This is a genomic window from Kitasatospora sp. NPDC004745, from assembly GCF_042873275.1.
In the GTDB taxonomy this organism is placed as follows: Bacteria; Actinomycetota; Actinomycetes; order Streptomycetales; family Streptomycetaceae; genus Kitasatospora.
The window spans coordinates 518376-544383 of record NZ_JBIALK010000001.1; the positions used below are offsets into that span (position 1 = coordinate 518376).

Consider the following 26008-nt stretch of genomic DNA (forward strand, 5'->3'; position numbering starts at 1 on the left):
CCGGTCGGACCGCCGGAGGGAGTCTCAGCGTAGGGCAGCCATTGCTTCGGGAATATGTCGACGACGTTGCAATGGCATGCCGTTGATGAACAAGTGCTCCCATGATGTGGCAAACCCTTGCCCGCGGCTCGATCGGCGTGGAACGCTCCTCGCATCGCGCCGGACGCCCAGCCCGACGCACCACCGCGACACCCGACGCGCAGGAAGGAGCGACACCGTGACGAACCACCGGTGCCCCGCCTCCCGCGCGTGTCGTCGCTGACGCCTTTCCCCCTCCCCGGTCGCAGCGCACGGCCCGGTTCTCCACCGGCGCGGTGACTCCCCGCCGCCCCGGGCGCTGCGGCCCTCCGGGCCCCCTTCCAGCCCGTCGCCATCCGCCAACTGCCGTCCGCCATCCGGCGAAGCCCTCCACAGAGGACGCATCCCGTGCCAAGCCGCACCCCCAGCACTCCCCGCATTCCCGGCACGTCGGGCAGGTCCGGCACGCCGGGCACTTCCGGCGCATCCAGCGCTTTCAGCCCGTCGGGCCCTCTCGACACCCTCTGGTTCACGCGGTGCCCGGTGCCCACCGCCACCGGGATCGCCGCCGACCAGGGCCGGCTCGCGCGGGAGTTCGCCGCCGACGGCATCGCCGTCCGTTCGCTGCAGGACGCCCCGCCGGAGGTGGCCGCCGACCACCACTACACCCACGCGCTGACCGGCCTCTTCCGGGAGGGCGGCAACGTGCCCGCCCTGTGGGCCCGTTCGCGCGGTGAGGCCACCCGACTGATCGGCCTGACCTGGATCGAGGAGCGCCAGGTCGTCCTGGTTCGGGCGGGCAGTGGCCTCTCCGGGCCGGGCGACCTGCGTGGACTGCGACTGGCGATCCCACATCATGACATCGGCATCGACTTCTGGCAGGCCATGGCGCTGGCCGGCTTCCGCGGGGCCCTCGGCCTCGCCGGGCTCACCCTGGCCGACGCGAAGCCGGTCGACGTCCCGAGCCCTCCGGGTGGCGGCCAGTGGGCCGCGGAACTGGCTGCGCTACGGGACGGGGTGGTGGACGCCGTGTACGTGAAGGGGGCGCTCGCCGTCGAGGCGGCCCGCCGGGTCGGGGCGGAGGTGGCCGTGGAGCTGGACGCCGCGCCGGACCGCCGGGCCCGGGTCAACAACGGGACGCCCCGGCCGGTGACCGTCCACCAGCGGCTGCTGGACGAGCGGCCGGAGCTGGTCGTCCGCTTCCTCGCGGTCCTGCTGGAGGCCGCCGACTGGGCGGCCGAGCACCCGGCGGAGGTGGTCCGGATCCTGCGGGCCGAGACCGGCGCAGGTGCGGAGGGCGTCGCCGGGGCGTACGCGCCGGGCAGCCACCGCACCCTGCACCTGGACCTCTCGGACGAACGCCTCGACCTGCTGGCGCAGCAGGAACGATTCCTCGGGGAGGCGGGATTCCTCGCCGCGCCGGTCGACGTCCACTCCTGGGCTGACCCGGAACCACTGCGCGCCGCCCGCGAGCTGCTGCGGACCCGCCGCTCCACTCCGGCCGCCGGCTGAGCCGCCCTGACGGCTCTCGGCCGACCGCTTTCAGCTGACAGATTTCAGGTGACAGATTTCAGATGACAGATGTTGAAATCTGTCATCTGAAATCTGTCATCCGTCGCCGGTCATCCGTCCCCCGTCGCTCACCAGCCCATTGCCCACCCCTCGCCAGCCCATTGCCCGCCCCTCGCTTGGAGACCCCCGTGAACACCTCCCGCCTCGCCCTGGCCGCCGCAGCGCTGCTCGCCACCACCGCCCTGGCCGCCTGCGGCTCGTCCGCAGACGGCGCCAAGGCCTCCGCCGGCGGCGGGGCCGGCGACAGGGTCGACATCGTGCTGCGCCTGCCCGACCCGGGCAACAACGGGTTCCTCGCCCGCGGGAAGAAGGACGGCTCCCTGGACCGGGCCCTGGCCGCCGTCCACGCCAAGGTCGCCTGGACCGGCAGCGCCGGCCCGTTCGCCCCCGCCGCGCAGGCGCTGTCCGCCGACCAGCTAGACGTGGCCCAGGGCTCGATCACCTCGGCCGTCGCCGCACTGGCCCAGAAGCCCGGCTTCAAGCTGTTCGCCCGCACCGACCCCGACGGCGTCGGCGAGGGCATCCTGGTGAAGAACGACTCGCCCATCAGGACCGTGCAGGACCTGGTCGGCCGCAAGGTCGCGGTCTCCCAGGGCGGCACCAGCGAGTACCTGCTGCTCAAGGCGCTGGAGAAGAGCGGAGTCCCGGCCGACAAGGTCGAACGGGTCTACCTGCGCGCCGACCAGACGGCAGGCGTCTTCAACTCCGGCCAGGTGGACGCCTGGGCGACCTGGAACACCTTCTCCACCCCCGCCATCGCCAACTCCGCGGCGCACTTCCTGGTCGACGGGAAGGAGGTCGGATCCGACAACTACGCGGTCTGGGCCGTGCGCACCGGTTTCGCCGACAAGCACCCGGACGTGGTCAGGACCTTCTACGACTACCTCCGGGAGAACGGTCTCAAGGAGAAGGCTGACCCGGCGGCCTACCTCAACGTCTTCACCGACTCCGGCCCCACCGCCGTCACCCCCGCCGAGAAGGACGTCGCGGTGAAGGTCAGCGCCCAGAGCGCCCCGGCCGGCGCCATCACCGAGGCCGACACCGCGCGCTTCGCCACCGTCGCCCGCTTCTTCGCCGACCAGAAGGTCACCAAGCAACTCGTGGACGTCAAGCCGTACCTGATCGACATCGACAAGCTCGGCGGGGGTGCCAAGTGACCACCGCCGCACCCGGCCGCACACCCGGCGCACCACTCCCGCCCGGCGGAGCCGCCGACCCCGCCGGAGCCGCCGACCCCGCCGGAGCCGCCGACCCGGCCGGCCCCGCTCAGCCCGTCGACCCCGCCCAGCCCGTCGGACTGGTCACCCCGCGGGCCGTCCGGCAGCGGCCCCGCCCGCGAGCCCTCGCCGTGACTCTACGCACCCTGGGGCCGCTCGCCCTGCTCGGCGGCTGGGCCGTCGCCTCCGCCACCGGTGCGCTCACTCCGGACGTCCTCGCGTCGCCGGCCCAGGTGGCCGAGGCCGTCGGCGAGTTGTGGGGCAACGGCCAGCTCGTCGACGCCCTCACGGTCTCCCTCACCCGGGCCGGCCTCGGCCTGCTGCTCGGCGCCGGTGCGGGGCTGGTGCTCGGCGTGCTCACCGGGTTCACCCGCCTCGGTGAGGAGCTGCTCGACTCCGCGATCCAGGTCCTGCGAACCGTCCCCTTCCTGGCGCTGGTGCCGTTGTTCATGGTGTGGTTCGGCATCACCGAGACGGCGAAGGTCGCCCTGATCGGGGTGGCCACCAGCTTCCCGATGTACGTCTCCGCCTCCGGGGGTGTGCGCACCACGGATCGCAAGCTGGTCGAGGCGATGCGCAGCTTCGGACTCGGCCGCTGGGCGATCGTGCGCACCGTCGTCCTGCCCGGAGCGCTGCCCGCACTGCTCTCCGGGCTGCGGTTGTCCATGACGCTCAGCGTGATCGCGCTGATCGCCGCCGAGGAGATCAACTCCACTGAAGGAATCGGCTACTTGATGGCCCAGGCACAGAACTACTCGAGGACCGACGTCCTCGCGGTCTGCATCCTGATCTACGGACTGCTCGGACTCACCGCCGACGGTGTCGTGCGCATCCTGGAGCGGGTGCTGATGCCCTGGCGCCAGGCCGTCCAGGGAGCCGCCCGATGAGCACGACCCAGGCCCTTCCCCCGGCCGCTGCCGCTTCTGCCCGTCCTGCCGCCCCCGCCGTTCATCTGCGCGGCCTGCGCCGGGTGTTCGGCACCAGGGCCGTCCTCGACGGCGTCGACCTCTCGATCGCCCGCGGCGAGTTCGTCGCCCTGCTGGGCGCCAGCGGCACGGGCAAGACCACCCTGCTGCGCATCCTCGGGGCACTGGACCAGGCCGACGAGGGCACGGTGCTCGTCCCGCCGGTCCGTACGGTGGTCTTCCAGGAGCCCCGACTCATCCCCTCCAGGCGGGTGCTGGCCAACGTCACGATCGGCCTGCCGGGTGGCGCCACGACGCGCGGGACAGGCTTGAAGGCGCTCGCCGAGGTCGGCCTGGACAAGCACGCCGAGGCCTGGCCGGCCACCCTGTCCGGTGGGGAGGCGCAACGCGTCGCCCTGGCCAGGGCGCTCGTACGCGAACCCCAACTGCTGCTCCTGGACGAGCCGTTCGCCGCTCTGGACGCGCTGACCCGGCTGCGCATGCAGGACCTGGTCGGTGACCTGGTCCGGCGCCACCGCCCGGCGGTGCTGCTGGTCACCCATGACGTCGACGAGGCCGTCCGGCTCGCCGACCGGGTGGCCGTCCTGCGCGAGGGCCGACTCGTCCGGGACGAGCAGGTCGCCGTCGAGCACCCGCGGGACCCGGCCGACCCGGCCTTCGCCGACCTGCGCCGTCGACTGCTCGCCGACCTCGGGGTCCACTGACCCGCCCCGCCCACCGGTCCGCCGCCACCTCCGCGGTCGACCGCCACCAGGATCGAACAACACCACACCGCATCAACGGAGTTGACCAGATGACCGTCACCCTCGGTGTCCACGCCAGCAACCCCTCGCTCTACTACCTCGCCCGACTTCCCTACCTGGACGAGGAACTGGCCCCGCTCGGGGAGGCCGGCGCCTTCCACCGCTACACCGACGGCACCCGAACCGGCGCCCTGCTCGCCGAGGGCACCATCGACTTCGGCGGAACCGGCTCCACGCCGCCGGTCACGGCCCAGGCGGCCGGCCACGACATCGCCTACGCTGCGGTGTCCGCTCCCCGCCCCGACCACGGGCCCCTGCTGGTGCTGGACGCCGGCCCGGTCCGGACGGTGGCGGACCTCGCGGGCGGCACTGTCGTGCTCGGCGTCGGCTCCTGGCAGACCCACCTGCTCGCCAAGGCCCTGCGCGCCCACGGTCTCTCGTACGGTCAGGACGTCACCCCGGTGCGTCCGGCGCCCGGCGAGGACCAGGCCGCGCGGCTGCGCGCCGGCGAGATCGCCGGCTGGATCGCCCAGGGCGCGGAACTCGCCGCGGCCCGCCGCAGCGGGGACTTCCGCGAGCTGGTGCGCACCGGCGACGTCATCACCGACCGCTCCGTCTTCTTCACCCGCCGCGAGTTCGCGGCCGACCGCCCCGAGGTGGTCGCGGCGATCGCCGCCGCGCTGGCCCGTGCGGACGCCTGGGTGGCCGCCCACCCGGCCGAGGCGGCCCGGATCGCCGCGGAGGACCTGGGCGGTTCGCCGGCCGACTGGGAGGTGGCCCTGTCCTCGCTGCCCTGGCGGCTGGAGCCCGCCTCCGCCGCGTTCGTCGCGGAGCAGCAGGAGGCCGCGGACATCTTCCACGCGGTGGGCTTCGTCGACCGCGAGCTGACCGTCGCCGACGCCCATCTGCCCGCACTGGAGGCACCGGTGGCCGCCGCGCTCGCCAAGGCGGTCTGAACCGTGGCCTCCGAAGTCCTCTGGTACGTCATCCCGCGCGAGGGGCACTACCCCTGGGAGCCGGCCGGCCGTCGCCCCGTCGACCTGCGCTACCTCCAGCAACTGGCCGGCAGCGTCGAGCGCTTGGGCTACACGGGAGCCCTGTTCGCGACCGATCTCCATGACGTGTGGACGCTCGGCAGTGCGGTCGCGGCGGCGACCACCCCGGCCTTCAAGCCCCTGCTGGCCGTCCACCCGGGGCTGGTCTCGCCGACCCTGCTGGCGAAGATGGCGCTCAGCTTCGACCACCTGCACGGCGGCCGGCTGAGGTTCAACGTGGTCAACGGGTCGACGGCGCAGCTGCGCGAGTACGGGCTGGACGTCGAGCACGACGACCGCTACCGGCTGAGCGGCGAGTACTGGTCGATCGTCAAGCGCTTGACCGCGGGCGAAGTGTTCGACCACAAGGGGGAGTTCTACGACCTGAAGAACGCGGGTGCGAGCCTGCGGGAGCTCACGCCCGTCCAGCCGGGCGGCATCCCGCTGTGGTTCGGCGGCAGTTCGGCGGCCGGCATCGAGATGGCGGCCGAGCACGTGGACGTCTACCTGACCTGGGGCGAACCGCCGCACCTGCTGAAGGAGAAGCTGGACCTCGTCCGCGAGCGGGCCGCGGCACACGGCCGGACGCTGCGGATCGGACTGCGGCTGCACCTGATCGTCCGCGACACCGAGGACGAGGCCTGGGCGGCGGCCGACCGGTTGCTCGACGTCACCAGCGAGGCGACCTACGCCCGCCAGCTGGGCGGCGCCAAGGGGGAGGACGGCGTGGGCTGGCAGCGGCAGTTCCGCCAGCACGGCGGCAGGGTTCCCGCGCGGGCCCGGGAGCTGGAGACCCATCCGAACCTGTGGCCGGGAATGAGCCTGTTCCGCCCGGGCCCCGGCACCGCGGTGGTCGGCTCGACGGCCCAGGTGGTCGAGCGGCTGCAGGAGTTCGAGTCGCTGGGCGTCGACACCTTCATCCTCTCCGGCAACCCGTTGCTGGAGGAGGCCCACCGAGTTGCAGAAACGGTTCTGCCTGCCCTGGGGATCCGCCGCTGAGTGCTGACGGACGGCCGCTTGACGCCTGGAAGTCGACAGCCGACAGGTGGCAGGTGGCAGCGAACAGATGACGGCGAACAGATGACAACTGACAGCTGACAGATGATGAAATCTGTCAGCTGTCAGTTGTCAGTCGTTCCCGCACTCAGAGACTCAGCCGGTCGATCTCCGCCAGCTCCTCCGTCGTCAGCGGACCGCCGGCCAGCGCGTCGATGTTCTGGTCCAGTTGGGCCACGCTGCTCGCGCCGATGATGACCGAGGCCACCCGCGGATCGCGCAGCACCCAGGACAGGGCCAGCTGGGCCAGCGTCTGCCCGCGCCGCTCGGCGACCTTGGCGAGCGCCCGCAGCCGCTCCAGCTTCGGCCCGCTGAGCGCCTCTTCGGTCAGGAACTTCCCGACCGACATCCGCGATCCCGTCGGCACCTCTCCCGACAGGTAGCGGTCGGTCAGCAGCCCCTGGGCCAGCGGCGAGTAGGCGATCAGGCTGGTCTGGGTGTCGCCCACCGCGTCCAGCACGCCCTCCTCCACGGAGCGGTTGAGGATCGAGTAGGCCGACTGGTTCAGCAGGGCCGGCGTGCCCAGCTCGCGCAGGATCGCCACGGCCTCCCGGTGCTTCTCGGCCGGGTAGTTGGAGATCGCGGCGTACAGCGCCTTGCCCGAGCGCACCGCGCTGTCGAGCGCGCCCATCGTCTCCTCGAGCGGGGTGTCCGGGTCGTAGCGGTGCGAGTAGAAGACGTCGACGTAGTCGAGCCCCATCCGGTCCAGCGACTGGTCCAGGCTGGCCAGCAGGTACTTGCGGCTGCCGCCGTCGCCGTACGGGCCGGGCCACATGTCCCAGCCGGCCTTGCTCGCGATGAAGAGCTCGTCCCGGTACGGGCGGAAGTCCTGGGCGAACAGGTAGCCGAAGTTGCGCTCCGCGCTGCCGTACGGCGGGCCGTAGTTGTTCGCGAGGTCGAAGTGGGTGACGCCCCGGTCGAAGGCCCGGCGCAGCACCGCCCGCTGGACCTCCAGCGGCTGGGCGTCGCCGAAGTTGTGCCAGAGGCCGAGCGAGACGGCCGGCAGCCGGACCCCGCTGCGGCCGGCCTTGCGGTACGTCATCGAGGCATAGCGGTCATCCGCCGCGAGGTAGCTCATGCCGGACATCCTGCCAGTCGCCCGCGGTGGATCAAGCCCCTTGCCTCGTGTTCGGCCGGCGCCCGTGCTCGCGGCGGCCCGGGCGAGCGGCCCTGGCGGGGCGTCAGGGTCGCCTCGGGGGAGGTGGCGTGACGCGCGCCACCGGTCGCGACGGAATGCCGCTCGGAGGGGAGGGGGAGACGGACCGTCGAGGGGCCGTGGCCGCCGGGGGGCGGCGCACGGTCCTCGGGCGCTTCCCGGGCGCTCCCCGGCTCGGTCCGGCTCGGTCCGGGCGGTCCGGGTGGCCCGGCCGTGAGGCTCGTCCCCGGCGCGGTCGACGGTGGAGATCGGGCAAACCCTGGATTCTGTACCTACTGGTATGTACAGTGATCCGCATGAGCACCCAGGACCGTCTCATCGAGAGCACCCAGTCGCTCCTCTGGGAGCGCGGCTACGTCGGCACCAGCCCCAAGGCGATCCAGCAGCGCGCCGGCGTCGGCCAGGGCAGCATGTACCACCACTTCACCGGCAAACCCGACCTCGCCGCCGCCGCCCTGCGCCGCAGTGCCGAGCAGATGCGCGGCGTCGCCGAGGCGGACCTCGCCTCGCCGGGCAGCGCGTACGACCGCATCGCCGCCTACCTGCGGCGCGACCGCGACGTGCTGCGCGGCTGCCGGATCGGTCGGATGGCCCAGGACCCGGACGTCATCGCGGATCCCGAGCTGCGCGGACCCGTCGAGGAGACCTTCGACTGGCTGCGCGGGCGGATCGCCGGCCTGGTCGCCGAGGGGCAGGCCGCCGGCGAGCTCACACCCGGCCTCGACCCGGCCGACACCGCCGCCGCCGTGGTCGCCGTCGTCCAGGGCGGCTACGTGCTGGCGCGCGCGGCCGGCAGTGCCGAGCCCTTCGAGCAGGCCGTCCGCGGGGCGCTCGGCCTGCTCGCCGCACGGCGCACGGCCTGATCCGCGGGCGTCCGGACGGACCCTGTGGGCGGGCCGGTGGCACCGCCCGTCCGGCCCCTCCAGCACGCCCCTCCCGCGCGTCCGTCCGCCGCGTCGTCCCGCCACCTTCGTACGGCGCGGAGACCCGGCGTGCGGACCCGGCCCGGAGACCCGGTCGCCGCCAGCCCACCGACCCGAGGAGCTCGCCGTGCACGCCATGCAGTACGAGATCACCCTCCCCGCCGACTACGACATGGGGATCATCCACAAGCGCGTCGCCGACAAGGGCCACCTGCTCGACGACCACCCCGGCCTCGGCCTCAAGGCGTACCTGGTCCGCGAGCGCGGACAGGACGGTTCGCCGGTCAACGCCTACGCGCCGTTCTACCTCTGGCGCACCGCCGAGGGGATGAACGGCTTCCTCTGGGGCCCGGGCTTCCGCGGTCTGAGCGCGGACTTCGGCCGCCCCGTCGTGCGGCACTGGCTCGGCGCCGGTCTGGTGCACGGCCCGGCGGCCACCACCGGCGCGGCCCCGACGCCGGGCGGCGCGACCGTGCCGGTCACGAACGCCACGCCTCCGACCAGCGCGACCCTCCACACCGTCCGGCTGCCGGAGTCCGCCGACCCGGCCGAGGCGGTCCGGCAGGCCCTGGCCGACGTCGCGGACCCCGCCCGATACGGCGGTTCCGCCGGCTGGTCGGCCCTGCACACCGCCGCCGTCGCCGTGGACCCGAGCCGCTGGGAGCTGGTGCGGTTCACCCTCCGGCACGGCCCGGCCCCGGACGACGCCCCCGGCATCCGCTACCGGGTGCTGCACCTGTCCCGCCCCGAACTCGACCGGCTGCCCAGCGGCCGCCACTGGTGAAAGGTTTCCTCAACCCGTGACCACCTCCCCTAGCACCGCCCCGACCGGTCCCGCCGCCACGCCCCCGACCACACCCCCGACCACCCCCGGGACCGGTCCCACGGCCGGCCCCCCGACCACCCCCGCGACGATGACGCCCGCCGACCTCACCCCGGCCCCGTTGGACCGCGAGGCCGGTTACGCCCTCCTCGCCGAACTCGCGGGCCCGGTCGCCGCAGCCACCCTGGGCGGTCTGGACGGCCTCGCCCCCGGCTTCCCCGACTGGATCGTCACCAGCCTGTTCGGTGGCACCTACCAGCGCCCCGGCCTCGCCCTGCGCGACCGCCAGGTGGCCAACCTCGCCGCCCTCACCGCCCTCGGCGGCGTGGAGCCCCAGCTCGCCGACCACGTCCGCAACAGCCTGCGGATCGGCATGACCAGGGAGGAGGTCGTCGAGGTCATCGTCCACCTGGCCCCGTACGTCGGCGTCCCCAAGGCCCTGGCCGGACTGCGCGTCGCCACCGCGACCTTCGCCGAGGCCGCGACGCCGGAAGGGGCGCCCGCATGAGCCCGTCCGTCGGTACCGACCGGACGGCCCGCACCGCCCGAACCGTCCGCACCGTTCTCGGCGACCTCGACCCCGCCGAACTCGGCGTCACCGACTCCCACGACCACCTCTTCCTGCGCAGTCCGCTGCTGCCCGGGCAGGAACTGGACGACCCGGCAGCCGCCGAGGAGGTCCTGCGAGCCTTCGCCGCGGCCGGCGGCCGCTCCCTCGTCCAGTGGACCCCGCACGGCATGGGCCGCGGGGCGGACTCCCTCGCCGGGCTCTCCCGGACGACCGGCGTCCACGTGGTCGCCGCCACCGGCATGCACCAGGCGGCCCACTACGACCTGGACACCCTGGGCGCCCGCTACGACGGGCTCGCCGAGCGCTTCACCAGAGAGCTCACCACCGGCTTGCCGGGAGCACCCGTGGGGGTCCGGGCGGGGCTGATCAAGGTTGCGGGCGAGTACCACGGCCTGGCCGAACACACCCGGCGGGTCCTGGCGGCGGCGGCGCAGGCCCACCACGCGACCGGCGCGCCGATCGCCGTCCACCACGAACTGGGCACCGCCGCACCGGACGTGGTGGACCTGCTCTGCGACCGGCACGGCGTGGCGCCGCGACACGTCCTGCTCGGCCACCTCAACCGCTTCCCCGACCTGCGGCTGCACCGCGAACTCGCCGCCACCGGCGCCTACATCGCGCTGGACGGCCCCTCACGGGCCAACCACGCGACCGACCACCACCTCTTCGACACCATCGCCGCCCTCGCCGAGGCGGGCTACGCCGGACAGCTCCTGCTCGGCGGGGACACCACCACCAGGTCCGCCCGGCACGCTCCCGGTCCCACCCACCTGCTGACCGCCCTCGCACCGAGGCTGGCCCGGGAGTTCGGCCCCGAGCTGCCCGAGCTCCTCCTCGTCACCAACCCGGCCGCAGCCTTCGCCGCCGACTGGCGCACGCCCTGACCGCACGCCCTGACCGCATGCCTGACCACGCGCCCCGGCGCGGACGGGCACCAAGCGGTGCGGCCGTCCACCCGTCGCCCGGCGAACTACCGTGACCGCCATGGTGACCTTGCGGATCCTCACGACCGACGACTGGCCGCTGTGGCGGGACCTCCGCCTCGCCTCCCTCACCGACGCGCCGCACGCCTTCCGGCCCCGCCTGGCGGACTGGCGGCACGGCGGCGAGGAGCGGTGGCGGGCCCGACTGCACCTGCCGGGAGCGCACCACGTGGCGGCCCTGCTGACCGGTGGTGGCGCTGACGGTCCGGAGCGCCCGGGCGGCCCGAACGGCACCCCGATCGGCCTGGCGGACGGTGTCCCGGGGCCGGACGGCGTGCGGGAGCTGCGCTCGGTGTGGGTCGGGCCGCAGGCGCGCGGACGGGGCGTCGCAGACCTGCTCATCGCGGAGGTCGAGCGCTGGGCCCGGGCGTCCGGGGGCACCGTGCTGCGTCTCGCCGTGCTGGCCGGGAACGAGCCCGCGCTCGCCCTGTACCGCCGGCACGGCTTCACCGTGTGCCCCGGTACGGACGCTGCCGCGGACGCCGGCACGGCCCCGGCCGCGGGCACCGACGCCCACACGGCCCCGGACACCGGTGCCGACGCGGTCACGGGCGTGCGCGAGATCGTCATGGCCAAGCCCCTGACCTGACCGCCGAGCCACCCCGGCGACCTCACGCGCCCCCTGCCAGCCACCCTCGCCAGCCACCCCCGCCAGCACGCGCCGCCGGGCCCGCGCCGCCCCCTCGGGGGAGCGACGCGGGCCTGGCGCGTCCGTTCCGCGCGGCGGGGAACCGGCGGCCCGGCGTGTCACATGTGCGTGCCGCCGTCGATGCGGAGCTCGGTGCCGGTGACGAAGGCGCCGTCCTCGGAGGCCAGCATCGCGATCACCCCGGCCACCGTCTCCGGGCCGGCGAAGCCCTGACCGAGGGCGGGGGAGAGCTTGGCCAGCAGGCTGAAGTCGGCGTCGGAGGGCAGGCCGGGGTCGTTGGTCATGCCGCTGTCGATGCTGCCCGGAGCGACGCAGACCGCCCGCAGCCCCTGCTTGGCGTACTCGGCGGCGATGGCGTGCGTGAAGGACTGGATGCCGCCCTTGGTGGCGGCGTACGCGGCCATGTAGGGGTGGGCGAAGCTCGCCGAGGTGGAGCTGAAGTTGACCACCACGCCCTTGCCGCCCGCGAGCAGGGCGGGGAGCGCCTCGCGGGTCATCAGGAAGGTGCCGGTGAGGTTGACCGCGAGGAGCCGGTTCCAGAAGTCCAGGGTGGTCTCGTGGGTGTGCGAGGAGCGGAGGATGCCCGCCGCGTTCACCAGGACGTCCAGCCCGCCGAGGCCGGCGACCGCCGCGGCCACGCCGGTGACGACGGCCGGCTCGTCCGAGATGTCCAGGACCTGGATGGTCAGCCGGTCCGCGACCCCGTCGGTGGTGGCGCGGTCCAGGGTCCTCTTCAGGCCGTCCTCGTCGACGTCGACGGCGACGACCCGTCCGCCCTCGGCGAGGATCCGGTGCACGGTCGCCTGGCCGATGCCTGAGCCGCCGCCGGTGATCAGGACGTTCCGTCCGCTGAAGCGCTCCATGGTGGTACTCCGTTCGTTCGTGGTCTCTCGACCTCAAGGGACACGGTACGCCTAGGTGGCATAACGTGCCAATAAGGCTTGTCGAGCCATGTGGCCAGGGCGTGCCGACCTGGCGCAGTCCCGCGTAGGCTGACCCTCGTGACCGGACGCCCGACCCTCACCCAGCGCCGCCGTGACGCCACCCGGCTCGACATCGCCCGCACCGCCGCCGCGCTCTTCGCCGACAAGGGGGCGGAGGCCACCACCGCCGAGGAGATCGCCCTCGCCGCGGGGATCTCGCTGCGCACCTTCTACCGGTACTTCTCGGTCAAGGAGGACGCCGTGGCCCCGCTGCTCGCGGCGGGCGGACGGCAGTGGGTCGACCGGCTCGCCGAGAGCCCGGCCGGACTGCCGCTGCGCGAGGCGCTGGAGAGTGCGGCGGCGGTGTCGCTGACGCCGGTCGACGAGGCGGGCGCCGAGATGATGCGGTGGACCCGCAGCCTGCTGCGCGACCCGCGGCTGGACGGCACCTGGCAGCGCGTCCACGCCGACTCCGAGGCGCGGCTGCGCGCCGTCCTCGCCGAGCGCTGCCCGGCGGGCACCGATCCGCTGGAGATCCGGCTGGCCGCCGCCGCCGCGACCGCGGCGATCCGGGTGGCCCTGGAGCAGTGGGCCTCCTCCGACGCGCCCGCCACCGGCCCGGACTCCCCGCAGCACCTCGGCGCGCGCTGCATGCGGGAGCTCACGGCCGGTTTGCGGCTCTGGGAACGGGTGTCCTGAAGCCCCCGGGGGCGTGGCTCCGCCCCGGCGCCGCTACACCCCCGAACCCCCCGCCGGCCCGCTCCGGCGTGTCAGTCGCTCCGGCGGGCGGCGGCCGGCAGTGGTTCGACCCCCACGACCCGGCGGATCCGGGTGGGCTCGACGAACACGGTGACGCGCCGTTCGCCCGGCACGCCCCACTCGTAGCGCTCCGAGCCGAGGTACTTCCGGGCCAGGCGGTCCAGCTGGCGGTCCGCCGCCTCGCCGGTCACGAACTCCACGGCCCGGCCGTGGATCTGGACGCGGTCGTACGGGTCGTCCGGATCGGCGTGGGAGAGGCAGAGCCGGGGGTCGTGGCGGAGGTTGCGCTCCTTGACCCGCCCGACGGTGGTGTTGAAGAACACCCGGTCGCCCGCCAGGTCCACCCACATCGGCGTGACGTGCGGGGCTCCGTCCGCCCCGGTGGTCGCCACGTACCAGATCCGGGGCTCCCGCACCCGTGCCCGGATGTCGTCCGTCCAGCCGCCCATGGGTCGCCTTCCGTGTCGGTCCGTCTCGACCTGATGCACGCTCAGGGTAGGGGGTGCGTGGCCGGCGTGTCGGTAGGGCGGCGACGGTCGGCGCCGGGCCGTGGCCGTCGTCCGCCATCCCGCCGGCCCGGTCCGCCCACGTGGTGTCAACAGCTGACAGCTGACAGATTTCAGACGACAGATAACAGATAACAGATTTCAAACTCTGTCACCTGTCATCTGTCACCCGGAAACGACCAGCAGACTCCCCGTGACCTCCCAGCCGTCGTCAGCCTTCTCCCAGCCGGACGCTAGGGTTGATCCTCGCGCCCCGGCGGGGGGAACCGGGGTGACCTCCTCGGATGTCCCCAGCGGAGGGGACTGGAGTTCGAGGCGTGGGAGCAAGCAGGACATGGGTCTGACGAGCCACAAGGTGTTGGCGCTGACCGTATTGATCGCCGTCGTGATGATGGCCGGCACGGTCTGGCTCTGGCCCAGACTCGCGAGAGCGACCTGGCAGGCGGTCCTGGGGAGGATCGGCGCACTGCTCGCGACCCAGCTCGCGGTGCTCGCCGCGCTCGGCCTGGTGGCCAACAACTACTTCGCTTTCTACAGCAGTTGGGACGACCTGCTGGGCACCGGCGACACCGGACCGGTGGTCATTCACAACAAGGCGGACGCCTCCGGGCGCCTGCTCGTGGAGACGATCGGCCACGCCTCCGTCAAGGGCGGCGGCGCGATGGGCCGCGAGCCCGCCCAGTCGGGGGAGATCCGCAAGGTGCGGATCGACGGCGCGGTCAGCCGCCTCTCCACCGAGGGCTACGTCTACCTGCCGCCGCAGTACTTCCAGCCGGAGTACGCGCAGAAGCAGTTCCCGGCGGTGATCGTGAGCACCGGGTTCCCGGGGATCGCCGAGAACCTGATCACGCGCTTCAACTACCCCGGCGCGGCGCTCAAGCTGCTCCAGGAGGGCCGGATGCAGCCGACCGTCATGGTCCTGGTGCGCCCCTCGCCCGCCCTGCCGCAGGACACCGAGTGCGAGGACATCCCGGGCGGCGCGCAGTCCGACACGTACTTCACCAAGGACGTCCCCTCGGCGATCCAGGCGAGCTACCGGGTCTCCGCGGACCCACAGGCCTGGGCCTTCATGGGCAACTCCACCGGTGGCTACTGCGCGCTCAAGCTGGCCATGCGCCACCCCGACGTCTTCCCGACGGCCGTCGCGCTCTCCGCCTACTACGACGCGGCGGACGACCCGACCACGGGGGACCTGTTCGGCGGCAGCAGCCAGCGCCGCAACGAGGCGAACCTGTTGTGGCGGCTGAAGAACCTGCCGCAGCCGAAGGTGTCCGTGCTCCTCGCCGGCACCAAGAAGGGCGACGGCGACTACCGGCGCGAGACCGAGGCCTTCGTCGACGCGGTGAAGGACCCGATGAAGGTGTCCTACAGCATGCTGGAGAACGGCGGCCACAACTTCGAGACGTGGAGCGCGCTGCTGCCCTCCTCGCTCGAGTGGCTGTCCCAGCACCTCAAGGTGCCCAACCAGACCGTCTGAGCCCCGGTCCGACCGGCCCAGGCCCGAGCCCGGCCCAGGCCCGACCGACCCCTGACCGCAACGGCTCCGGACCGCAACGGCCCCGGACCGCAGCGGCCCCCGGCCGGACCGCCCGGACCGATCGGTCAGGCCACCCGCTCCAGGGTCCCGGTGTGCAGCTCGCCCACCCGGCCGCCCTCGCCCTCGAATGTCCAGAAGGCGCGGACCGTCAGCCTGCCGAGGTCCATCACGTGGCTGACGGTGATCCCGCTCTGCTCCGTCCAGCTGACGAAGTAGATCTCCGGCGCCACCTCGGCGACGTGCAGCCGCACGTCCTCCCACTGGCCCGCGGACTCGCCGAGGCCCTCCCAGCGCAGCCGCGTGCCGTCGGCCGAGTAGGCGTTGCGGAAGGCCGCGCCGTTGTCGGCCCGGAAGAGGTAGGTGCGGCCGGCGAAGGCGGGCAGGGGCGCGGTCATGGTGGGGCGGTACCTCGTTCCCGGTGGGGTGCGCACGGGTGGTCCGTGGGGTCTTGTGCACTGCGGAAGATGTCGGACCTCCAATTTATCCGACCGGGCGAGCCCGGCGGGTGCAGTTGTGCCGGGCGCGGCCGGGGGAGTCGGCCGCGCCGGAGGGCGCACCGGGCGGGCGCCCGCCGGACGTCCCTCGGCGGCACCGGCGAGCCGTCCTCCGGTCGCCGGGCGCCGGCGGCGCAGGCCGGGAGTCGAATGGACGCCCGGCTCGGCCGAGGGGATGATCAACTCGACCGCCACGCAGCGTCGTTGATCGACACCACTGTGAGCTGCGCGACAACCCGCCCGGCAGAGTTGTCCGTTCACGGACGGTCTGCCTAGCCTGCAACGGCCGTCCGCCACGCGGACCCCGCCGCCGGGACGCCGAGTCCCGTCCACCCGCCGGCGGGCAACCGAGGACCACAGTGGACGGGAGCGGGGGAACCAAGGTCAGCGCCCGGCCCGCACGCTCTCCCGCGTGCGGGTCGCGGCTAGGGGTGAAGCCGCTCCCACCGGCGGCCGGGCAACTGCAGCCCGAACCCGACAGCTCACCTCGCAGGCGTCGCAGAGGACACCCCATGCACCAGCCTGCCCTCCGGCGCCGCACGCCGCGCCACGCCCGCCCGGCCCACCGGGGCCGCTTCGCCGCCCTCGCCGCCACCGGGGCGGTCGCCGTCAGCGGTGCCGGTCTGCTGGGCCTCCCGGCGACCGTCGCCGCCCACGCCGCCACCACCCCGACCGTCACCCAGGACCGGCTGGCCCCCGCGACGATGGTCGCCAACAAGGCCGCCACCGCCTCGCTGACCGTCCACTCCTCGGCCTGCGTCACCGCGAAGACGGTGGGTGTGGGCGTGCGCGACGCGCGCGGCACCAACCTGGACTTCCCCGGCAACCTCTCCAACGTGCAGATCTGCCCGAGCGGGCTGTCCTTCACCAGCGGTGCCCGCGCGCTGCCGGCCGGGACGTACAGCCAGTTCGGCTTCTGGCAGGACCTCGGCGGCGCCTGGCACAACCTGCCCTCGCAGCAGCTGGTGGTCTCCGGCACGGCGACCCCGACCCCGGCTCCCACCGCGACCCCCACCGCCACCCCGACGCCGTCCCCCACCAGCACCCCCGGTGCCACGGCGAGCCCCTCGGCGGGCACCCCGGCCTCCCCGGTCGCGGGCAAGGCGCTGACCTGGTCCGACGAGTTCAACAGCTCGATCACCTGGGGCTCGCGCTGGGTCGGTGACAAGAGCACCGCCTACAGGTACGGGAACCACAACCCGGACGACAACAAGCTCGACCTGCTGAACAAGAACAACGTCAGCGTCGCCAACGGGGTCGCCACCTTCACGGCCGCGCCGAGCGGCACCACCCTGGAGAACGGCAAGCAGGCCTGGAACGCGGGCTTCCTGACCACCGAGGGCTCCAGCGAGGGCTTCCAGGTCAAGACCGGCGACTACGCCGAGACCCGGGTCAAGCTGCCGTCCGGTTCCGGTGCCTGGCCGGCCCTGTGGACCTGGAAGAACGGCAACGGGGAGATCGACTCCTTCGAGTACCACCCCGACAACCCGAACCTGCTGGAGCTGACCAACCACGTCAACCCCGGCAACGCCAAGTACTACACCGACGCCGGTGCCGTCGCGAAGGACCAGTGGGTGACGATCGGCACCTACTACGGCGCCAACTCGGTCGACTGGTACGTCAACGGCGTCAAGGTCTTCTCGGACGGCAAGGGCGTCGGCGCCAACTGGTCGGCGTACCTGATCCTCAACCTCTCGGTGTGCGCGGGGCAGTACCACCCGGCGCCGCAGGGGACCACGCCGCTCAGCATGGCCGCGGACTACGTCCGGGTCTACCGCTGACGCGTGAGCCGTCGGGCCCAGCCGCTCGGGCCCGACGGCTCACGTGATCACCGCCGGCAGCCCGTTCCCGGCTGCTGACGCCCGAGCGCCCGGGGCCGACCACTCGGCCCCGGGCGCTCGGGCGTACCGGCTCAGTCGTTGGTCGTCTCGACCACCCTGATCTCGAACGGCTTCCGGTTGTTGGTCTCGTCCTTGTCGTCCGCGCCGCGCACCGCGACCCAGCCGCCCTGGAGGGTGCCGAGCGGGAGGTCGGGGGAGAGACGGACCGGGACGAGCGCGGTCGCGCTGCGCCCCGACTTCAGCCCCGCGGGGAAGACGCAGCGCACCCGGTGGCCGTTCTGGAACACCTCGCAGTCCTCGGGGAAGAACGGCTCCTCGGGGGTGACCCCCTCCGGCAGGGTGACCACGACGGTGAACGGCGAGGCGGTGGTGTCGGGGCCGCCGTTCCCGACGAATGCGTGGATCGTCGTGCTGCCACCGGGCGGAGCGGGGTCCGGGTCGATCCGGACCACCTCCAGGTCGGAGTTCGAGGGCTTGACCAGGGCCGCGCCGACGTCCACCACCGGCCGCGGCTCGGGGCGGCGCAGCGCCCAGGACGGCCCGGCGGCCAGCACCGCCACCGCGCAACCCGCCGCCACCACGGCGACCAGCCCGGCCCCACCGACCCCGCCGGATCCCCGACGCCCCGTGCTCCTGCGTTCCATCGCGACTCACCCGTGCCCTTGCGCTCCGGCGGCCCGCGCCGTCGCGCGCCGCGCCCGCACCCAGGGTGGCGGGGCGGCCGCCGGGGGCCCGGACAACCCGCCAGCCGTTCGCCTGGACGGGCGCACCGGTGCACCGGAAGTCGGCCCGTCGGACCTCCGGCGCACCGGGGTGCCGTCCGGCCTGCGGCGCACCAGGGGTCCGTCCGCCCGGCCTCCGGCGCGCCGGGCGGGGCACATGGTCCGGTCAGGGAGCCAGGACCTGCCCCAGCCGGGCCGCGATGTGGTGCATCACCGGGACGAGCGCGGAGGCGCCGGCCTGCTCCTCCAGCGCGCGGATCCGGGCCTCGGGGCCGGAGACGGAGAGCGCGGTGGGCGTGGGCGCGCCCGGTACGGCGAGCGCGATGCAGCGCACGCCGATCTCCTGCTCCTGGTCGTCGACCACGTAGCCGCGCTCGCGCGCCTCGGCGAGCTGCTCCAGCAGCTCCTGCGGGTCGGTGACGGTGTACTCGGTGTGCGCGGGCAGCGGGTTGGGGCCGAGCACCGCGCGCGCCTCCTCCTCGGGCAGCTGGGCGAGCAACGCCTTGCCGACGCCGGTGCAGTGCGGCTGCACCCGCCGGCCGACCTCGGTGAACATCCGCATCGATCGCCGCGACTGCACCTGCCCGACGTAGACCACCTCGCCGCCCTCCAGCACCGCCAGGTTGGCGGTCTCGCCGGTGGCCTCCATGAGTTCGGCCAGGTAGGGGCGGGCCCAGCTGCCGAGCAGGCGGCCGGCCGTCTCGCCGAGGCGGATCAGCCGGGGGCCGAGGGTGTAGCGGCGCGTGGTGTCCTGGCGCACATAGCCCTGCTGGACGAGGGTACGAACCAGGCGGTGGATGGTCGGCATCGGCAGGCCGGAGCTGGTGGAGAGCTCGCTGAGCGTGGCGACACCGCCGGAGTCGGCCAGCGCCTCCAGGAGCTGGAAGGCGCGCTCGACGGACTGCACGCCGCCGCTCGCGCGGTCGGTGCCCGTCGTCGATGCTGTGTCGGGGGTCGCAACCACCGGCGTTCCCTTCGCTGTCGGGGAGGAGTAGAGTCCCGGCGATCACATCAACAAACCGTTGAAATTCTGTATCGCGGAAACTAGTCTCCACCTTACAGAATCGAACCCGCCGACAGGTGGGTTCCGATCAAGGAAGTTCCCACCGGAGCTCCCTTCGCCAGGCTCAACCGCTTAGGAGTGTCCTGCCCATGGCTACAGATCAGGGACCCGTCGGCGCCTCTCCCGCCGCTCCGGTCGTCACTGTCGCCGGTCCGCGCGTCCACCGGGCGGAGGAGGTGCTCACCCCGGAGGCCGTCGCCTTCGTCGTGGGCCTCCACCGCACGTTCGAGGCGCGCCGACAGGAACTCCTGGCCCGACGGAAGACGCGCCGGGCGGAGATCGCGCAGGCCGGCACGCTGGACTTCCTCCCCGAGACCGCCGACGTCCGGGCCGGCGACTGGAAGGTCGCCGAGGCGCCCCGCGCCCTCCAGGACCGCCGGGTCGAGATCACCGGCCCCACCGACCGCAAGATGGTCATCAACGCCCTCAACTCCGGGGCGCGGATCTGGCTCGCCGACTTCGAGGACGCCACCTCCCCGACCTGGGAGAACGTGGTCAGCGGCCAGATCAACCTGATCGACGCCTTCGAGGGCCGCATCGACTTCACCACCCCGGCCGGCAAGTCCTACGCGCTCAAGCCCGCCGCGGAACTCGCCACCGTCGTGGTCCGCCCGCGCGGCTGGCACCTCGACGAGACGCACCTCCTCGTCGACGGCACCCCGGTGGCCGGCGCCTTCCTCGACTTCGGCCTGTACTTCTTCCACAACGCCGCGCGGCTGATCGCCAAGGGCGCCGAGGACCCGAACTCCGGCCCGTACTTCTACCTGCCGAAGACCGAGAGCCACCTCGAGGCCCGGCTCTGGAACGACGTCTTCACCCACGCCCAGGAGCGGCTCGGCATCCCGCACGGCACCATCCGGGCCACCGTCCTGATCGAGACCATCACCGCCGCGTTCGAGATGGACGAGATCCTCCACGAACTGCGCGACCACGCCGCCGGCCTCAACGCCGGACGCTGGGACTACCTGTTCTCGATCGTCAAGAACTTCCGCGACGCCGGCGAGCACTACATCCTGCCGGACCGCAACACCGTCACCATGGCCTCGCCGTTCATGGCCGCCTACACCCGGCTGCTGGTGCAGACCTGCCACCGCCGCGGCGCCCACGCGATCGGCGGCATGGCCGCGTTCATCCCCAGCCGCAAGGACCCCGAGGTCAACGCCGCCGCCCTGGAGAAGGTCAAGGCGGACAAGGACCGTGAGGCCGGCAACGGGTTCGACGGCTCCTGGGTCGCCCACCCCGACCTGGTGCCGGTCGCCCGCGCCTGCTTCGACGCGGTGCTCGGCGAGCGTCCCAACCAGAAGGACGACCCCGGCCCGGCCGAGCCCGTCACCGCCGCCCAGCTGCTCGACATTGCCGGCGCCGGCGGCACCTGCACCCGTGCCGGCCTGCACAACGCCGTCCAGGTCGGCGTCCGCTACATCGAGGCCTGGCTGCGCGGCCTCGGCGCGGTCGGCATCTTCAACATGATGGAGGACGCGGCCACCGCCGAGATCTCCCGCTCGCAGATCTGGCAGTGGATCCACAACGGCGTCGTCCTGACCGACACCGGCGAGAAGGCCACCGCAGAGCTGGTCCGCACCCTGGTCGCCACCGAGCTGGCCGAGCTCCGGGCCGAACTGGGCGAGGACGCCTACGCCGGCGGCCGCTGGCGCGAGGCCGCCCAGCTCTTCGAACAGGTCGCCCTGGCCGAGGAGTTCGCGGACTTCCTGACCCTCCCCGCGCTCCCCCTGCTGGGCTGAGCCTCAATCTATCCGCCGACGCCACCGCTGCCGCCTGCCAGGCTGTAGCAGTCCCGCCGGCCCATTGCTCCGTTCCGTACGGCGACGAATCCACCTGTCCTCTCGTCGTCGTACGGGACGGCCCTTCCCGGTGAGGAGTTCACCCGTGGCACGCATCTTCTTCAACGGCCAGGCCATGGTCGGCGGCCCCTTCCACGCCAAGGTCGCCGACGCGCTGGTCGGCCCGGCCCGTACGGCCCCCGGCTACCGGTTCTTCGCCATCGACGTCGACGGGGAGAAGGACGTCTGCCCCGGCCTGCTGGCCGACTCCGGCGTCGACAGCGCGATCGTGGGCGAGCTGTACGACATCTCCCTGGACCACCTGCGCGACGTCATCCTCCCCGGCGAGCCGCGCGAGCTGGAGCTCGGCGTGATCAAGTTGGAGGACGGCTCCGCGTGCCTGTCCATGCTGCTCGCCCGCGGTGAGCTGGAGCGGGGCGTCCACCGCGAGATCACCCACCACGGCGGCTGGCGGGCCTACCTCGCCACGCTGGGCCGCACGGCCTGAGGCGAGGCGTCCGAGGTGTCCGGGTGTCCGGGGCGTGCCGGGCGCGGGGTGGGCAGCCGGCGGCGAACAGGTGACAGTCGACGGATAACAGCAGACAGATGACAGCCGACAGATAACAGATGATGAAAGTTGTCAGCTGAAATCTGTTCGCCGAACGCTGTCACCCGCCCCGCAGCCGCCGCCCCGCCCCGCAGCGACCGCGGCCGCCCCCGTCACCCGCCGCCCCCGCCCTCCACCAACGCGTCGCCCAGCCCGTTGCGCCGGTACAGGACGCGGTGGCCGTGCCGGGTGCGGTCCAGCAGACCCGCCGAGGCGAGCGCGCCGAGGTGGCGGCTGACCGCGCCCGGGGTGACCCCGAGCCGCTGCGCCAGCTCCGTGGTGCTCGCCGGGGTCGCCAGCATCGCCAGCAGCCGGGCCCGCGGCGCCCCGATCAGCCCCGCCAGCGCCGCGTCCGCCCGGGCCGGCCGCCGGGTGCCCAGCCCCTCCGCCATGGTCGCCTTGCCGCGCGCCGGGTAGCAGACCAGCGGCGGCCCCGCCTGGGTGACGTCGGTCTGCGCGCCCAGCCCGAACAGCGTCGGTATCAGCACCAGCCCCCGGCCGGCGACGTCGACCGTGGTGCCCACCGCCTTCACCGCCGGGTGCGGGTCGACGAGCCGCAGTACCCCGGCGTGCCAGGTCAGCCTGGTGTCCAGGTCGGCGAACAGGCCCTCCGCCCCGCGCTCCGAGAGCATTCGCCCCCGGTAGGCGATGTCCGCCTCGAGGACCGACCGGGCGCGCGGCCACCAGGCCGGGGCGAGGCACTGCGTCCAGTAGGCGTCCAGGGCCTCGGCCGTCCGTCCGGCCAGCTCCACCGGGTCGTCGATCAGTGCGGCCAGCGCCGGCGGCAGCGGGCTGGGGTTCCCGCCGCCGCGGTACGCCTCCAGCACGTCGGCCCGCACCACCTCCGCGGGGGTGGCCGCCAGACGCGCCAACTCGGCGGCGAAGTCGGGGCGGGGGCCGAGCGGACGCGGTGTGAGGAAGTCCGGTACGAAGCCGACCGGAGCGATCATCGCCTCCAACAGCGCGGTGTCCAGCGTCTCGTAGCGGTCCTGCCAGCCGGCGATCCACGGCTGCTGCTCGGGGTAGCGGCCGGGCGAGCGGCGGGCGCGCAGGCTCAACACCGCCTCCTGCAGGGCGGAGTAGCCGAACCAGGTGGCGGCGAGGTCGTCGACGCCCAAGTGGAACTCGAACATTGACCGTAACGGTAAAAGAGTTCCGCCGCGCTGGGAAGCCCGCTGTCCTACTGCCATGACCTCCACCGCGGTGCGCCGCTCCGCCGTCCGCTGGCTGCTGCCGGCCGATCCACTGCTGCGCAGGCTCGCCCTGATGAGCCTGGTGAACACCATCGGCAACGGCCTGTTCGTCACGGTCGCCGTGCTGTTCCTGACCCGTTCGGTGGGCCTGACCCCCGGTCGGGTGGCGCTGGGGCTGAGCGTGGCCGGCGTCTGCGGGGTGTGCGCCGGGGTGCCGATGGGCCGGCTGGCCGACCGGGTCGGCAGCCGTCGGCTGTTGCTGGTGGTCGGGCCGCTGGAGGCGCTCGCCGTCCTCGGCTACGCCTTCGTGCACTCCTTCGCCGCCTTCGTGGCGCTGGCCTGCGTGGCGACGGTGCTGGAGCGCGGTGCGGCGGCGGTGCGCAGCGCGCTGATCGCCCGGACGCTGCCCGCCGAGAGCCAGGTGCGCTCGCGGGCGCTGCTGCGCTCGGTGATGAACGCGGGGCTGGTGATCGGTTCCAGTGGTGCGGCGCTGGCGCTGCAGGCCGACAGCTACGCCGGGTACGTCACCGTGATGGCCCTGGACGCCGTGACCTTCCTGGGGGCGACGGCGTTGCTGGCGGGTCTGCCCGACGAAAAGCTGACGAATCGTCAGGATGGTTACGCGAAGGCTCCGGTGGCGCGACGGCGGACGGCGCTGCGCGACCGCCGCTACCTGCTCGTCACCGCGCTGCACGCTGTGCTGGAGCTCCAACTGCCGGTGCTCACCGTGGCGATCCCGTTGTGGATCGTGCTCGCGACGGAGGCGCCGGCGGCGGTGGTCGCGGCGGTCGACGTGGTCAACTGCCTGCTGGTGGTGGTGTTCCAGGTCCGGGCGAGCCGTGGTGTGGGCGACGTCCGCTCGGCGGCCCGGGCCTGCGCCCGGGGCGCCCTGCTGCTGGCGGTCGGCTGCCTGTGCTACGCGGCGGCCCGGCACGGTTCGGCCGCTCTGGCGGCGGGGGTGGTCCTGGCCGGGGCGCTGGTGCACAGCCTCGGTGAGCTCCTCACCTCCGCGGGCGGCTGGACCCTGAGCCTGGACCTGGCCGATCCGCGCGCCCACGGCGAGTACCAGGGCGTGTTCATGAGCGGCCAGGCGGCGGCCCACGTGATCGGCCCGCTGGTGGTGGCCCTGACCGTGGTCGACCACGGCGTGGCGGGCTGGGTGGTCCTGGCGGGGCTGTTCGTCCTCGCGGGCACCGCGCTCCCGGTGGTCACCCGGCGCGCGGCGCGGCCGGCCGCCGTCCACTGACCGGGAAAGCGACCTCGGGAAAGCGACCTCGGGGAAGCGGCCCCCGGGGAGTGGGCACCCGGAGGGGAACCGGCCCCCGCACGCGAGAGCGCCCCCGGGCCCCCACAGATCGTCCGACCCGCTCCTCACGGGGGTGGGAGCGGGTCGGAGACACGCCGCGGCCCCGAACCCTCGCCGTGGATCCGGGGCCGCGGTCCGCTCGCCGGCCCGAGGGGCCGGTCCGCGGAGTCCGGGTCACGCACCGTCCCTGGGCGGCCCGGAGTTCGTGGGGTGTCACACGGGTCGGGCGGCGAGCTCCTTGGCGGCGCGGGCGCAGGCGCGGGCGATCCGGTCCTCGTTGACGGTGGTGAGCTCGCCCTTCTCGACGACGGCGTTGCCGTTGACGAAGAGGACGGCCAGCGGCGGCAGGGCGCCGAGGGTGAGCGCGGCGACCGGGTCGGCGATGGAGGAGTGCATGACCCCGTCGACCTTCCACAGCGCGAGGTCGGCGAGCTTGCCGGCCTCGATCGAGCCGATCTCGTTCTGGCGGCCGAGCACCCGGGCGCCGCCCATGGTGCCCAGGCGCAGCGCCTGGCGGCCGGTGAGGGCGGTCGGGTAGCCGTGCAGGCGGTTGATCAGCAGGGCGTTGCGCAGTTCGGTGCCGAGCTCGCCGGACTCGTTGGAGGCGGTGCCGTCCACGCCGAGGCCGACCGGGACACCGGCCTTGAGCATGTCGGGGACGCGGGCGATGCCGGCGGCGAGGCGGGCGTTGGAGGACGGGCAGTGGGCGACGCCGGTGCCGGTCTCGGCGAACTTGGCGATGTCGGAGTCGTTCATGTGGACGCAGTGCGCCATCCAGACGTCCTCGCCGAGCCAGCCGACGGACTCGAAGTAGTCGGTCGGGCCCATGCCGAACAGCTCCTTGCAGAACTGCTCCTCCTCGGCGGTCTCCGAGCCGTGGGTGTGCAGCCGGACGCCCTTGCGGCGGGCGAGTTCGGCGGACATCCGCAGCAGGTCGGTGGAGACGGAGAAGGGCGAGCAGGGCGCGATGGCGACGTGCAGCATCGAGCCGAACGAGGAGTCGTGGTAGCGGTCCACGGCGGCCTCGGAGGCGGCCAGGATGTCGTCGAGCTTCTCGACCGCGTGGTCCGGCGGCAGGCCGCCGTCCTTCTTGCTGCGGTCCATCGAGCCGCGCAGCGCGGTGAAGCGCAGGCCGAGCTCCTGGACGGCCTCGATGGAGGCGCCGAGGACGTCGCCGCCGTCCTTGGGGAACACGTAGTGGTGGTCGGAGGCGGTGGTGCAGCCGGACTTCAGGAGCGCGGCGGCGGAGCCCTGGCTGGCGGCGTGGACGAGCTTCTCGTCGATCCGGGCCCAGGTCGGGTAGAGGGCGACGAGCCAGTCGAAGAGGATGTCGTCCTGGGCGAGGCCGCGGGTGATCCACTGGTAGAAGTGGTGGTGGGTGTTGACCAGGCCGGGGGTGATCAGGTGGCCCTCGCCGTTGATCCGGCGCACCACGTTGTCCAGCCACTGGGGGGCGGGGCCGTCGCCGACCGACTCGATCCGGTTGCCGAGGATGACCACGTGGCCGCGGGCGTACTCGGTGTCGTTGGCGTCGACGGTCGCGATCGCGACGTTCTCGATGACGATCCGCTGGTCGGCGGGCGGGGGCTGGACTGCCATGGTGTT

Annotated in this window: 25 protein-coding genes and 1 riboswitch; of the genes, 17 read left to right on the forward strand and 8 right to left on the reverse strand. The window is 73.4% G+C overall.

Features of this window, described 5'->3' with window-relative positions:
• Positions 1 to 561: 561 nt before the first annotated feature.
• The 6 genes from ACFYUY_RS02365 (at position 562) to ACFYUY_RS02390 (ending at position 6509) form a co-directional block, all read left to right on the forward strand.
• Positions 562 to 1530 carry an ABC transporter substrate-binding protein gene (locus tag ACFYUY_RS02365; protein WP_387897215.1) on the forward strand — a complete coding sequence of 323 codons (969 nt, stop codon included), beginning with the start codon at positions 562 to 564 and terminating at the stop codon, positions 1528 to 1530.
• A 188-nt stretch (positions 1531 to 1718) separates the two neighbouring features.
• Positions 1719 to 2747 (forward strand): NrtA/SsuA/CpmA family ABC transporter substrate-binding protein, encoded by a 1029-nt coding sequence (locus ACFYUY_RS02370; protein ID WP_360213925.1) that lies wholly within the window; start codon positions 1719 to 1721, stop codon positions 2745 to 2747.
• Positions 2748 to 2887: 140 nt separating this feature from the next.
• A complete protein-coding gene (locus ACFYUY_RS02375) occupies positions 2888 to 3694 on the forward strand; it encodes an ABC transporter permease (protein ID WP_387897506.1) in 807 nt (268 codons plus the stop codon).
• The gene (locus ACFYUY_RS02380; RefSeq protein ID WP_387897216.1) at positions 3691 to 4437 is read left to right on the forward strand and encodes an ABC transporter ATP-binding protein; all 747 of its coding nucleotides are present in this window, start codon (positions 3691 to 3693) and stop codon (positions 4435 to 4437) included. The genes ACFYUY_RS02375 and ACFYUY_RS02380 overlap by 4 nt, the downstream gene beginning before the upstream one ends.
• A gap of 89 nt (positions 4438 to 4526) precedes the next feature.
• Positions 4527 to 5432 carry an ABC transporter substrate-binding protein gene (locus tag ACFYUY_RS02385; RefSeq protein ID WP_387897217.1) on the forward strand — a complete coding sequence of 302 codons (906 nt, stop codon included), beginning with the start codon at positions 4527 to 4529 and terminating at the stop codon, positions 5430 to 5432.
• 3 nt (positions 5433 to 5435) lie between these two features.
• Positions 5436 to 6509 (forward strand): LLM class flavin-dependent oxidoreductase, encoded by a 1074-nt coding sequence (locus ACFYUY_RS02390; RefSeq protein ID WP_387897218.1) that lies wholly within the window; start codon positions 5436 to 5438, stop codon positions 6507 to 6509.
• A 145-nt stretch (positions 6510 to 6654) separates the two neighbouring features.
• Here the strand turns inward: ACFYUY_RS02390 and ACFYUY_RS02395 are convergent, their stop codons facing one another.
• Positions 6655 to 7644 carry an aldo/keto reductase gene (locus ACFYUY_RS02395; RefSeq protein WP_387897219.1) on the reverse strand — a complete coding sequence of 330 codons (990 nt, stop codon included), beginning with the start codon at positions 7642 to 7644 and terminating at the stop codon, positions 6655 to 6657.
• A gap of 374 nt (positions 7645 to 8018) precedes the next feature.
• Between ACFYUY_RS02395 and ACFYUY_RS02400 the strand changes: the two genes are divergently transcribed.
• From ACFYUY_RS02400 to ACFYUY_RS02420, 5 genes are all read left to right on the forward strand, one after another.
• A complete protein-coding gene (locus ACFYUY_RS02400) occupies positions 8019 to 8585 on the forward strand; it encodes a TetR/AcrR family transcriptional regulator (RefSeq protein WP_360213935.1) in 567 nt (188 codons plus the stop codon).
• A 187-nt stretch (positions 8586 to 8772) separates the two neighbouring features.
• Positions 8773 to 9429 (forward strand): DUF4865 family protein, encoded by a 657-nt coding sequence (locus ACFYUY_RS02405; RefSeq protein ID WP_360213937.1) that lies wholly within the window; start codon positions 8773 to 8775, stop codon positions 9427 to 9429.
• A gap of 16 nt (positions 9430 to 9445) precedes the next feature.
• Positions 9446 to 9976, forward strand: a complete 531-nt coding sequence (locus ACFYUY_RS02410; protein WP_387897221.1) for a carboxymuconolactone decarboxylase family protein — start codon at positions 9446 to 9448, stop codon at positions 9974 to 9976.
• Complete coding sequence (locus ACFYUY_RS02415) at positions 9973 to 10923, forward strand: phosphotriesterase (RefSeq protein WP_387897223.1); 951 nt, start codon at positions 9973 to 9975, stop codon at positions 10921 to 10923. The genes ACFYUY_RS02410 and ACFYUY_RS02415 overlap by 4 nt, the downstream gene beginning before the upstream one ends.
• Before the next feature lie 100 nt (positions 10924 to 11023).
• Entirely contained in the window at positions 11024 to 11611 is a 588-nt protein-coding gene (locus tag ACFYUY_RS02420) for a GNAT family N-acetyltransferase (RefSeq protein ID WP_387897225.1), read from the forward strand.
• A gap of 158 nt (positions 11612 to 11769) precedes the next feature.
• Here ACFYUY_RS02420 and ACFYUY_RS02425 read toward each other — a convergent pair whose 3' ends face one another.
• Positions 11770 to 12534, reverse strand: a complete 765-nt coding sequence (locus ACFYUY_RS02425) for an SDR family NAD(P)-dependent oxidoreductase (RefSeq protein WP_387897227.1) — start codon at positions 12532 to 12534, stop codon at positions 11770 to 11772.
• A gap of 138 nt (positions 12535 to 12672) precedes the next feature.
• Between ACFYUY_RS02425 and ACFYUY_RS02430 the strand changes: the two genes are divergently transcribed.
• Positions 12673 to 13293: a TetR/AcrR family transcriptional regulator gene (locus tag ACFYUY_RS02430; RefSeq protein ID WP_387897229.1), complete on the forward strand. Its 621-nt coding sequence runs from the start codon at positions 12673 to 12675 to the stop codon at positions 13291 to 13293.
• A 71-nt stretch (positions 13294 to 13364) separates the two neighbouring features.
• Here the strand turns inward: ACFYUY_RS02430 and ACFYUY_RS02435 are convergent, their stop codons facing one another.
• Positions 13365 to 13802: a PPOX class F420-dependent oxidoreductase gene (locus ACFYUY_RS02435; RefSeq protein WP_387897231.1), complete on the reverse strand. Its 438-nt coding sequence runs from the start codon at positions 13800 to 13802 to the stop codon at positions 13365 to 13367.
• Positions 13803 to 14193: 391 nt separating this feature from the next.
• Between ACFYUY_RS02435 and ACFYUY_RS02440 the strand changes: the two genes are divergently transcribed.
• Positions 14194 to 15336, forward strand: a complete 1143-nt coding sequence (locus ACFYUY_RS02440; RefSeq protein ID WP_360213951.1) for an alpha/beta hydrolase-fold protein — start codon at positions 14194 to 14196, stop codon at positions 15334 to 15336.
• Between the two features lie 125 nt (positions 15337 to 15461).
• Here ACFYUY_RS02440 and ACFYUY_RS02445 read toward each other — a convergent pair whose 3' ends face one another.
• The gene (locus ACFYUY_RS02445) at positions 15462 to 15791 is read right to left on the reverse strand and encodes a MoaF N-terminal domain-containing protein (protein ID WP_360213953.1); all 330 of its coding nucleotides are present in this window, start codon (positions 15789 to 15791) and stop codon (positions 15462 to 15464) included.
• A 444-nt stretch (positions 15792 to 16235) separates the two neighbouring features.
• A riboswitch (cyclic di-AMP (ydaO/yuaA leader) is annotated at positions 16236 to 16394 on the forward strand.
• 8 nt (positions 16395 to 16402) lie between these two features.
• On the opposite strand from ACFYUY_RS02445, the gene ACFYUY_RS02450 reads away from it, so the two are divergent.
• Positions 16403 to 17671 (forward strand): hypothetical protein, encoded by a 1269-nt coding sequence (locus ACFYUY_RS02450; RefSeq protein WP_387897233.1) that lies wholly within the window; start codon positions 16403 to 16405, stop codon positions 17669 to 17671.
• Between the two features lie 131 nt (positions 17672 to 17802).
• On the opposite strand, the gene ACFYUY_RS02455 is transcribed toward ACFYUY_RS02450, so the two are convergent.
• Both ACFYUY_RS02455 and ACFYUY_RS02460 read right to left on the reverse strand, forming a co-directional pair.
• Complete coding sequence (locus ACFYUY_RS02455; protein WP_360213958.1) at positions 17803 to 18375, reverse strand: hypothetical protein; 573 nt, start codon at positions 18373 to 18375, stop codon at positions 17803 to 17805.
• A 244-nt stretch (positions 18376 to 18619) separates the two neighbouring features.
• Complete coding sequence (locus tag ACFYUY_RS02460; RefSeq protein WP_387897235.1) at positions 18620 to 19417, reverse strand: IclR family transcriptional regulator; 798 nt, start codon at positions 19415 to 19417, stop codon at positions 18620 to 18622.
• 188 nt (positions 19418 to 19605) lie between these two features.
• Between ACFYUY_RS02460 and aceB the strand changes: the two genes are divergently transcribed.
• Together aceB and ACFYUY_RS02470 are read left to right on the forward strand one after the other, a co-directional pair.
• Entirely contained in the window at positions 19606 to 21258 is a 1653-nt protein-coding gene (aceB, locus tag ACFYUY_RS02465) for a malate synthase A (protein ID WP_387897237.1), read from the forward strand.
• A gap of 145 nt (positions 21259 to 21403) precedes the next feature.
• Positions 21404 to 21805, forward strand: coding sequence for a gamma-glutamylcyclotransferase (locus ACFYUY_RS02470; RefSeq protein WP_387897239.1), 402 nt, complete (start codon positions 21404 to 21406; stop codon positions 21803 to 21805).
• Between the two features lie 212 nt (positions 21806 to 22017).
• Here ACFYUY_RS02470 and ACFYUY_RS02475 read toward each other — a convergent pair whose 3' ends face one another.
• Complete coding sequence (locus ACFYUY_RS02475) at positions 22018 to 23037, reverse strand: ArsR/SmtB family transcription factor (RefSeq protein ID WP_387897241.1); 1020 nt, start codon at positions 23035 to 23037, stop codon at positions 22018 to 22020.
• A 55-nt stretch (positions 23038 to 23092) separates the two neighbouring features.
• Here ACFYUY_RS02475 and ACFYUY_RS02480 point away from each other — a divergent pair, with 55 nt between their 5' ends.
• Positions 23093 to 24343, forward strand: coding sequence for an MFS transporter (locus ACFYUY_RS02480; RefSeq protein WP_387897243.1), 1251 nt, complete (start codon positions 23093 to 23095; stop codon positions 24341 to 24343).
• 273 nt (positions 24344 to 24616) lie between these two features.
• Here the strand turns inward: ACFYUY_RS02480 and ACFYUY_RS02485 are convergent, their stop codons facing one another.
• A complete protein-coding gene (locus ACFYUY_RS02485; protein WP_360213970.1) occupies positions 24617 to 26002 on the reverse strand; it encodes an 8-oxoguanine deaminase in 1386 nt (461 codons plus the stop codon).
• Between the last annotated feature and the right edge of the window lie 6 nt (positions 26003 to 26008).

Excerpts from the sequence above, each read along its gene's own strand:
- ACFYUY_RS02480 (WP_387897243.1), top strand. The coding sequence starts at position 23,093 with ATGACCTCCACCGCGGTGCGCCGCTCCGCCGTCCGCTGGCTGCTGCCG.
- ACFYUY_RS02485 (WP_360213970.1), bottom strand. The coding sequence starts at position 26,002 with ATGGCAGTCCAGCCCCCGCCCGCCGACCAGCGGATCGTCATCGAGAAC.
- ACFYUY_RS02395 (WP_387897219.1), bottom strand. The coding sequence starts at position 7,644 with ATGAGCTACCTCGCGGCGGATGACCGCTATGCCTCGATGACGTACCGC.
- ACFYUY_RS02380 (WP_387897216.1), top strand. The coding sequence starts at position 3,691 with ATGAGCACGACCCAGGCCCTTCCCCCGGCCGCTGCCGCTTCTGCCCGT.
- ACFYUY_RS02420 (WP_387897225.1), top strand. The coding sequence starts at position 11,024 with ATGGTGACCTTGCGGATCCTCACGACCGACGACTGGCCGCTGTGGCGG.
- ACFYUY_RS02445 (WP_360213953.1), bottom strand. The coding sequence starts at position 15,791 with ATGACCGCGCCCCTGCCCGCCTTCGCCGGCCGCACCTACCTCTTCCGG.
- aceB (WP_387897237.1), top strand. The coding sequence starts at position 19,606 with ATGGCTACAGATCAGGGACCCGTCGGCGCCTCTCCCGCCGCTCCGGTC.
- ACFYUY_RS02425 (WP_387897227.1), bottom strand. The coding sequence starts at position 12,534 with ATGGAGCGCTTCAGCGGACGGAACGTCCTGATCACCGGCGGCGGCTCA.
- ACFYUY_RS02385 (WP_387897217.1), top strand. The coding sequence starts at position 4,527 with ATGACCGTCACCCTCGGTGTCCACGCCAGCAACCCCTCGCTCTACTAC.
- ACFYUY_RS02435 (WP_387897231.1), bottom strand. The coding sequence starts at position 13,802 with ATGGGCGGCTGGACGGACGACATCCGGGCACGGGTGCGGGAGCCCCGG.
- ACFYUY_RS02475 (WP_387897241.1), bottom strand. The coding sequence starts at position 23,037 with ATGTTCGAGTTCCACTTGGGCGTCGACGACCTCGCCGCCACCTGGTTC.
- ACFYUY_RS02415 (WP_387897223.1), top strand. The coding sequence starts at position 9,973 with ATGAGCCCGTCCGTCGGTACCGACCGGACGGCCCGCACCGCCCGAACC.
- ACFYUY_RS02400 (WP_360213935.1), top strand. The coding sequence starts at position 8,019 with ATGAGCACCCAGGACCGTCTCATCGAGAGCACCCAGTCGCTCCTCTGG.
- ACFYUY_RS02455 (WP_360213958.1), bottom strand. The coding sequence starts at position 18,375 with ATGGAACGCAGGAGCACGGGGCGTCGGGGATCCGGCGGGGTCGGTGGG.
- ACFYUY_RS02450 (WP_387897233.1), top strand. The coding sequence starts at position 16,403 with ATGCACCAGCCTGCCCTCCGGCGCCGCACGCCGCGCCACGCCCGCCCG.
- ACFYUY_RS02440 (WP_360213951.1), top strand. The coding sequence starts at position 14,194 with ATGGGTCTGACGAGCCACAAGGTGTTGGCGCTGACCGTATTGATCGCC.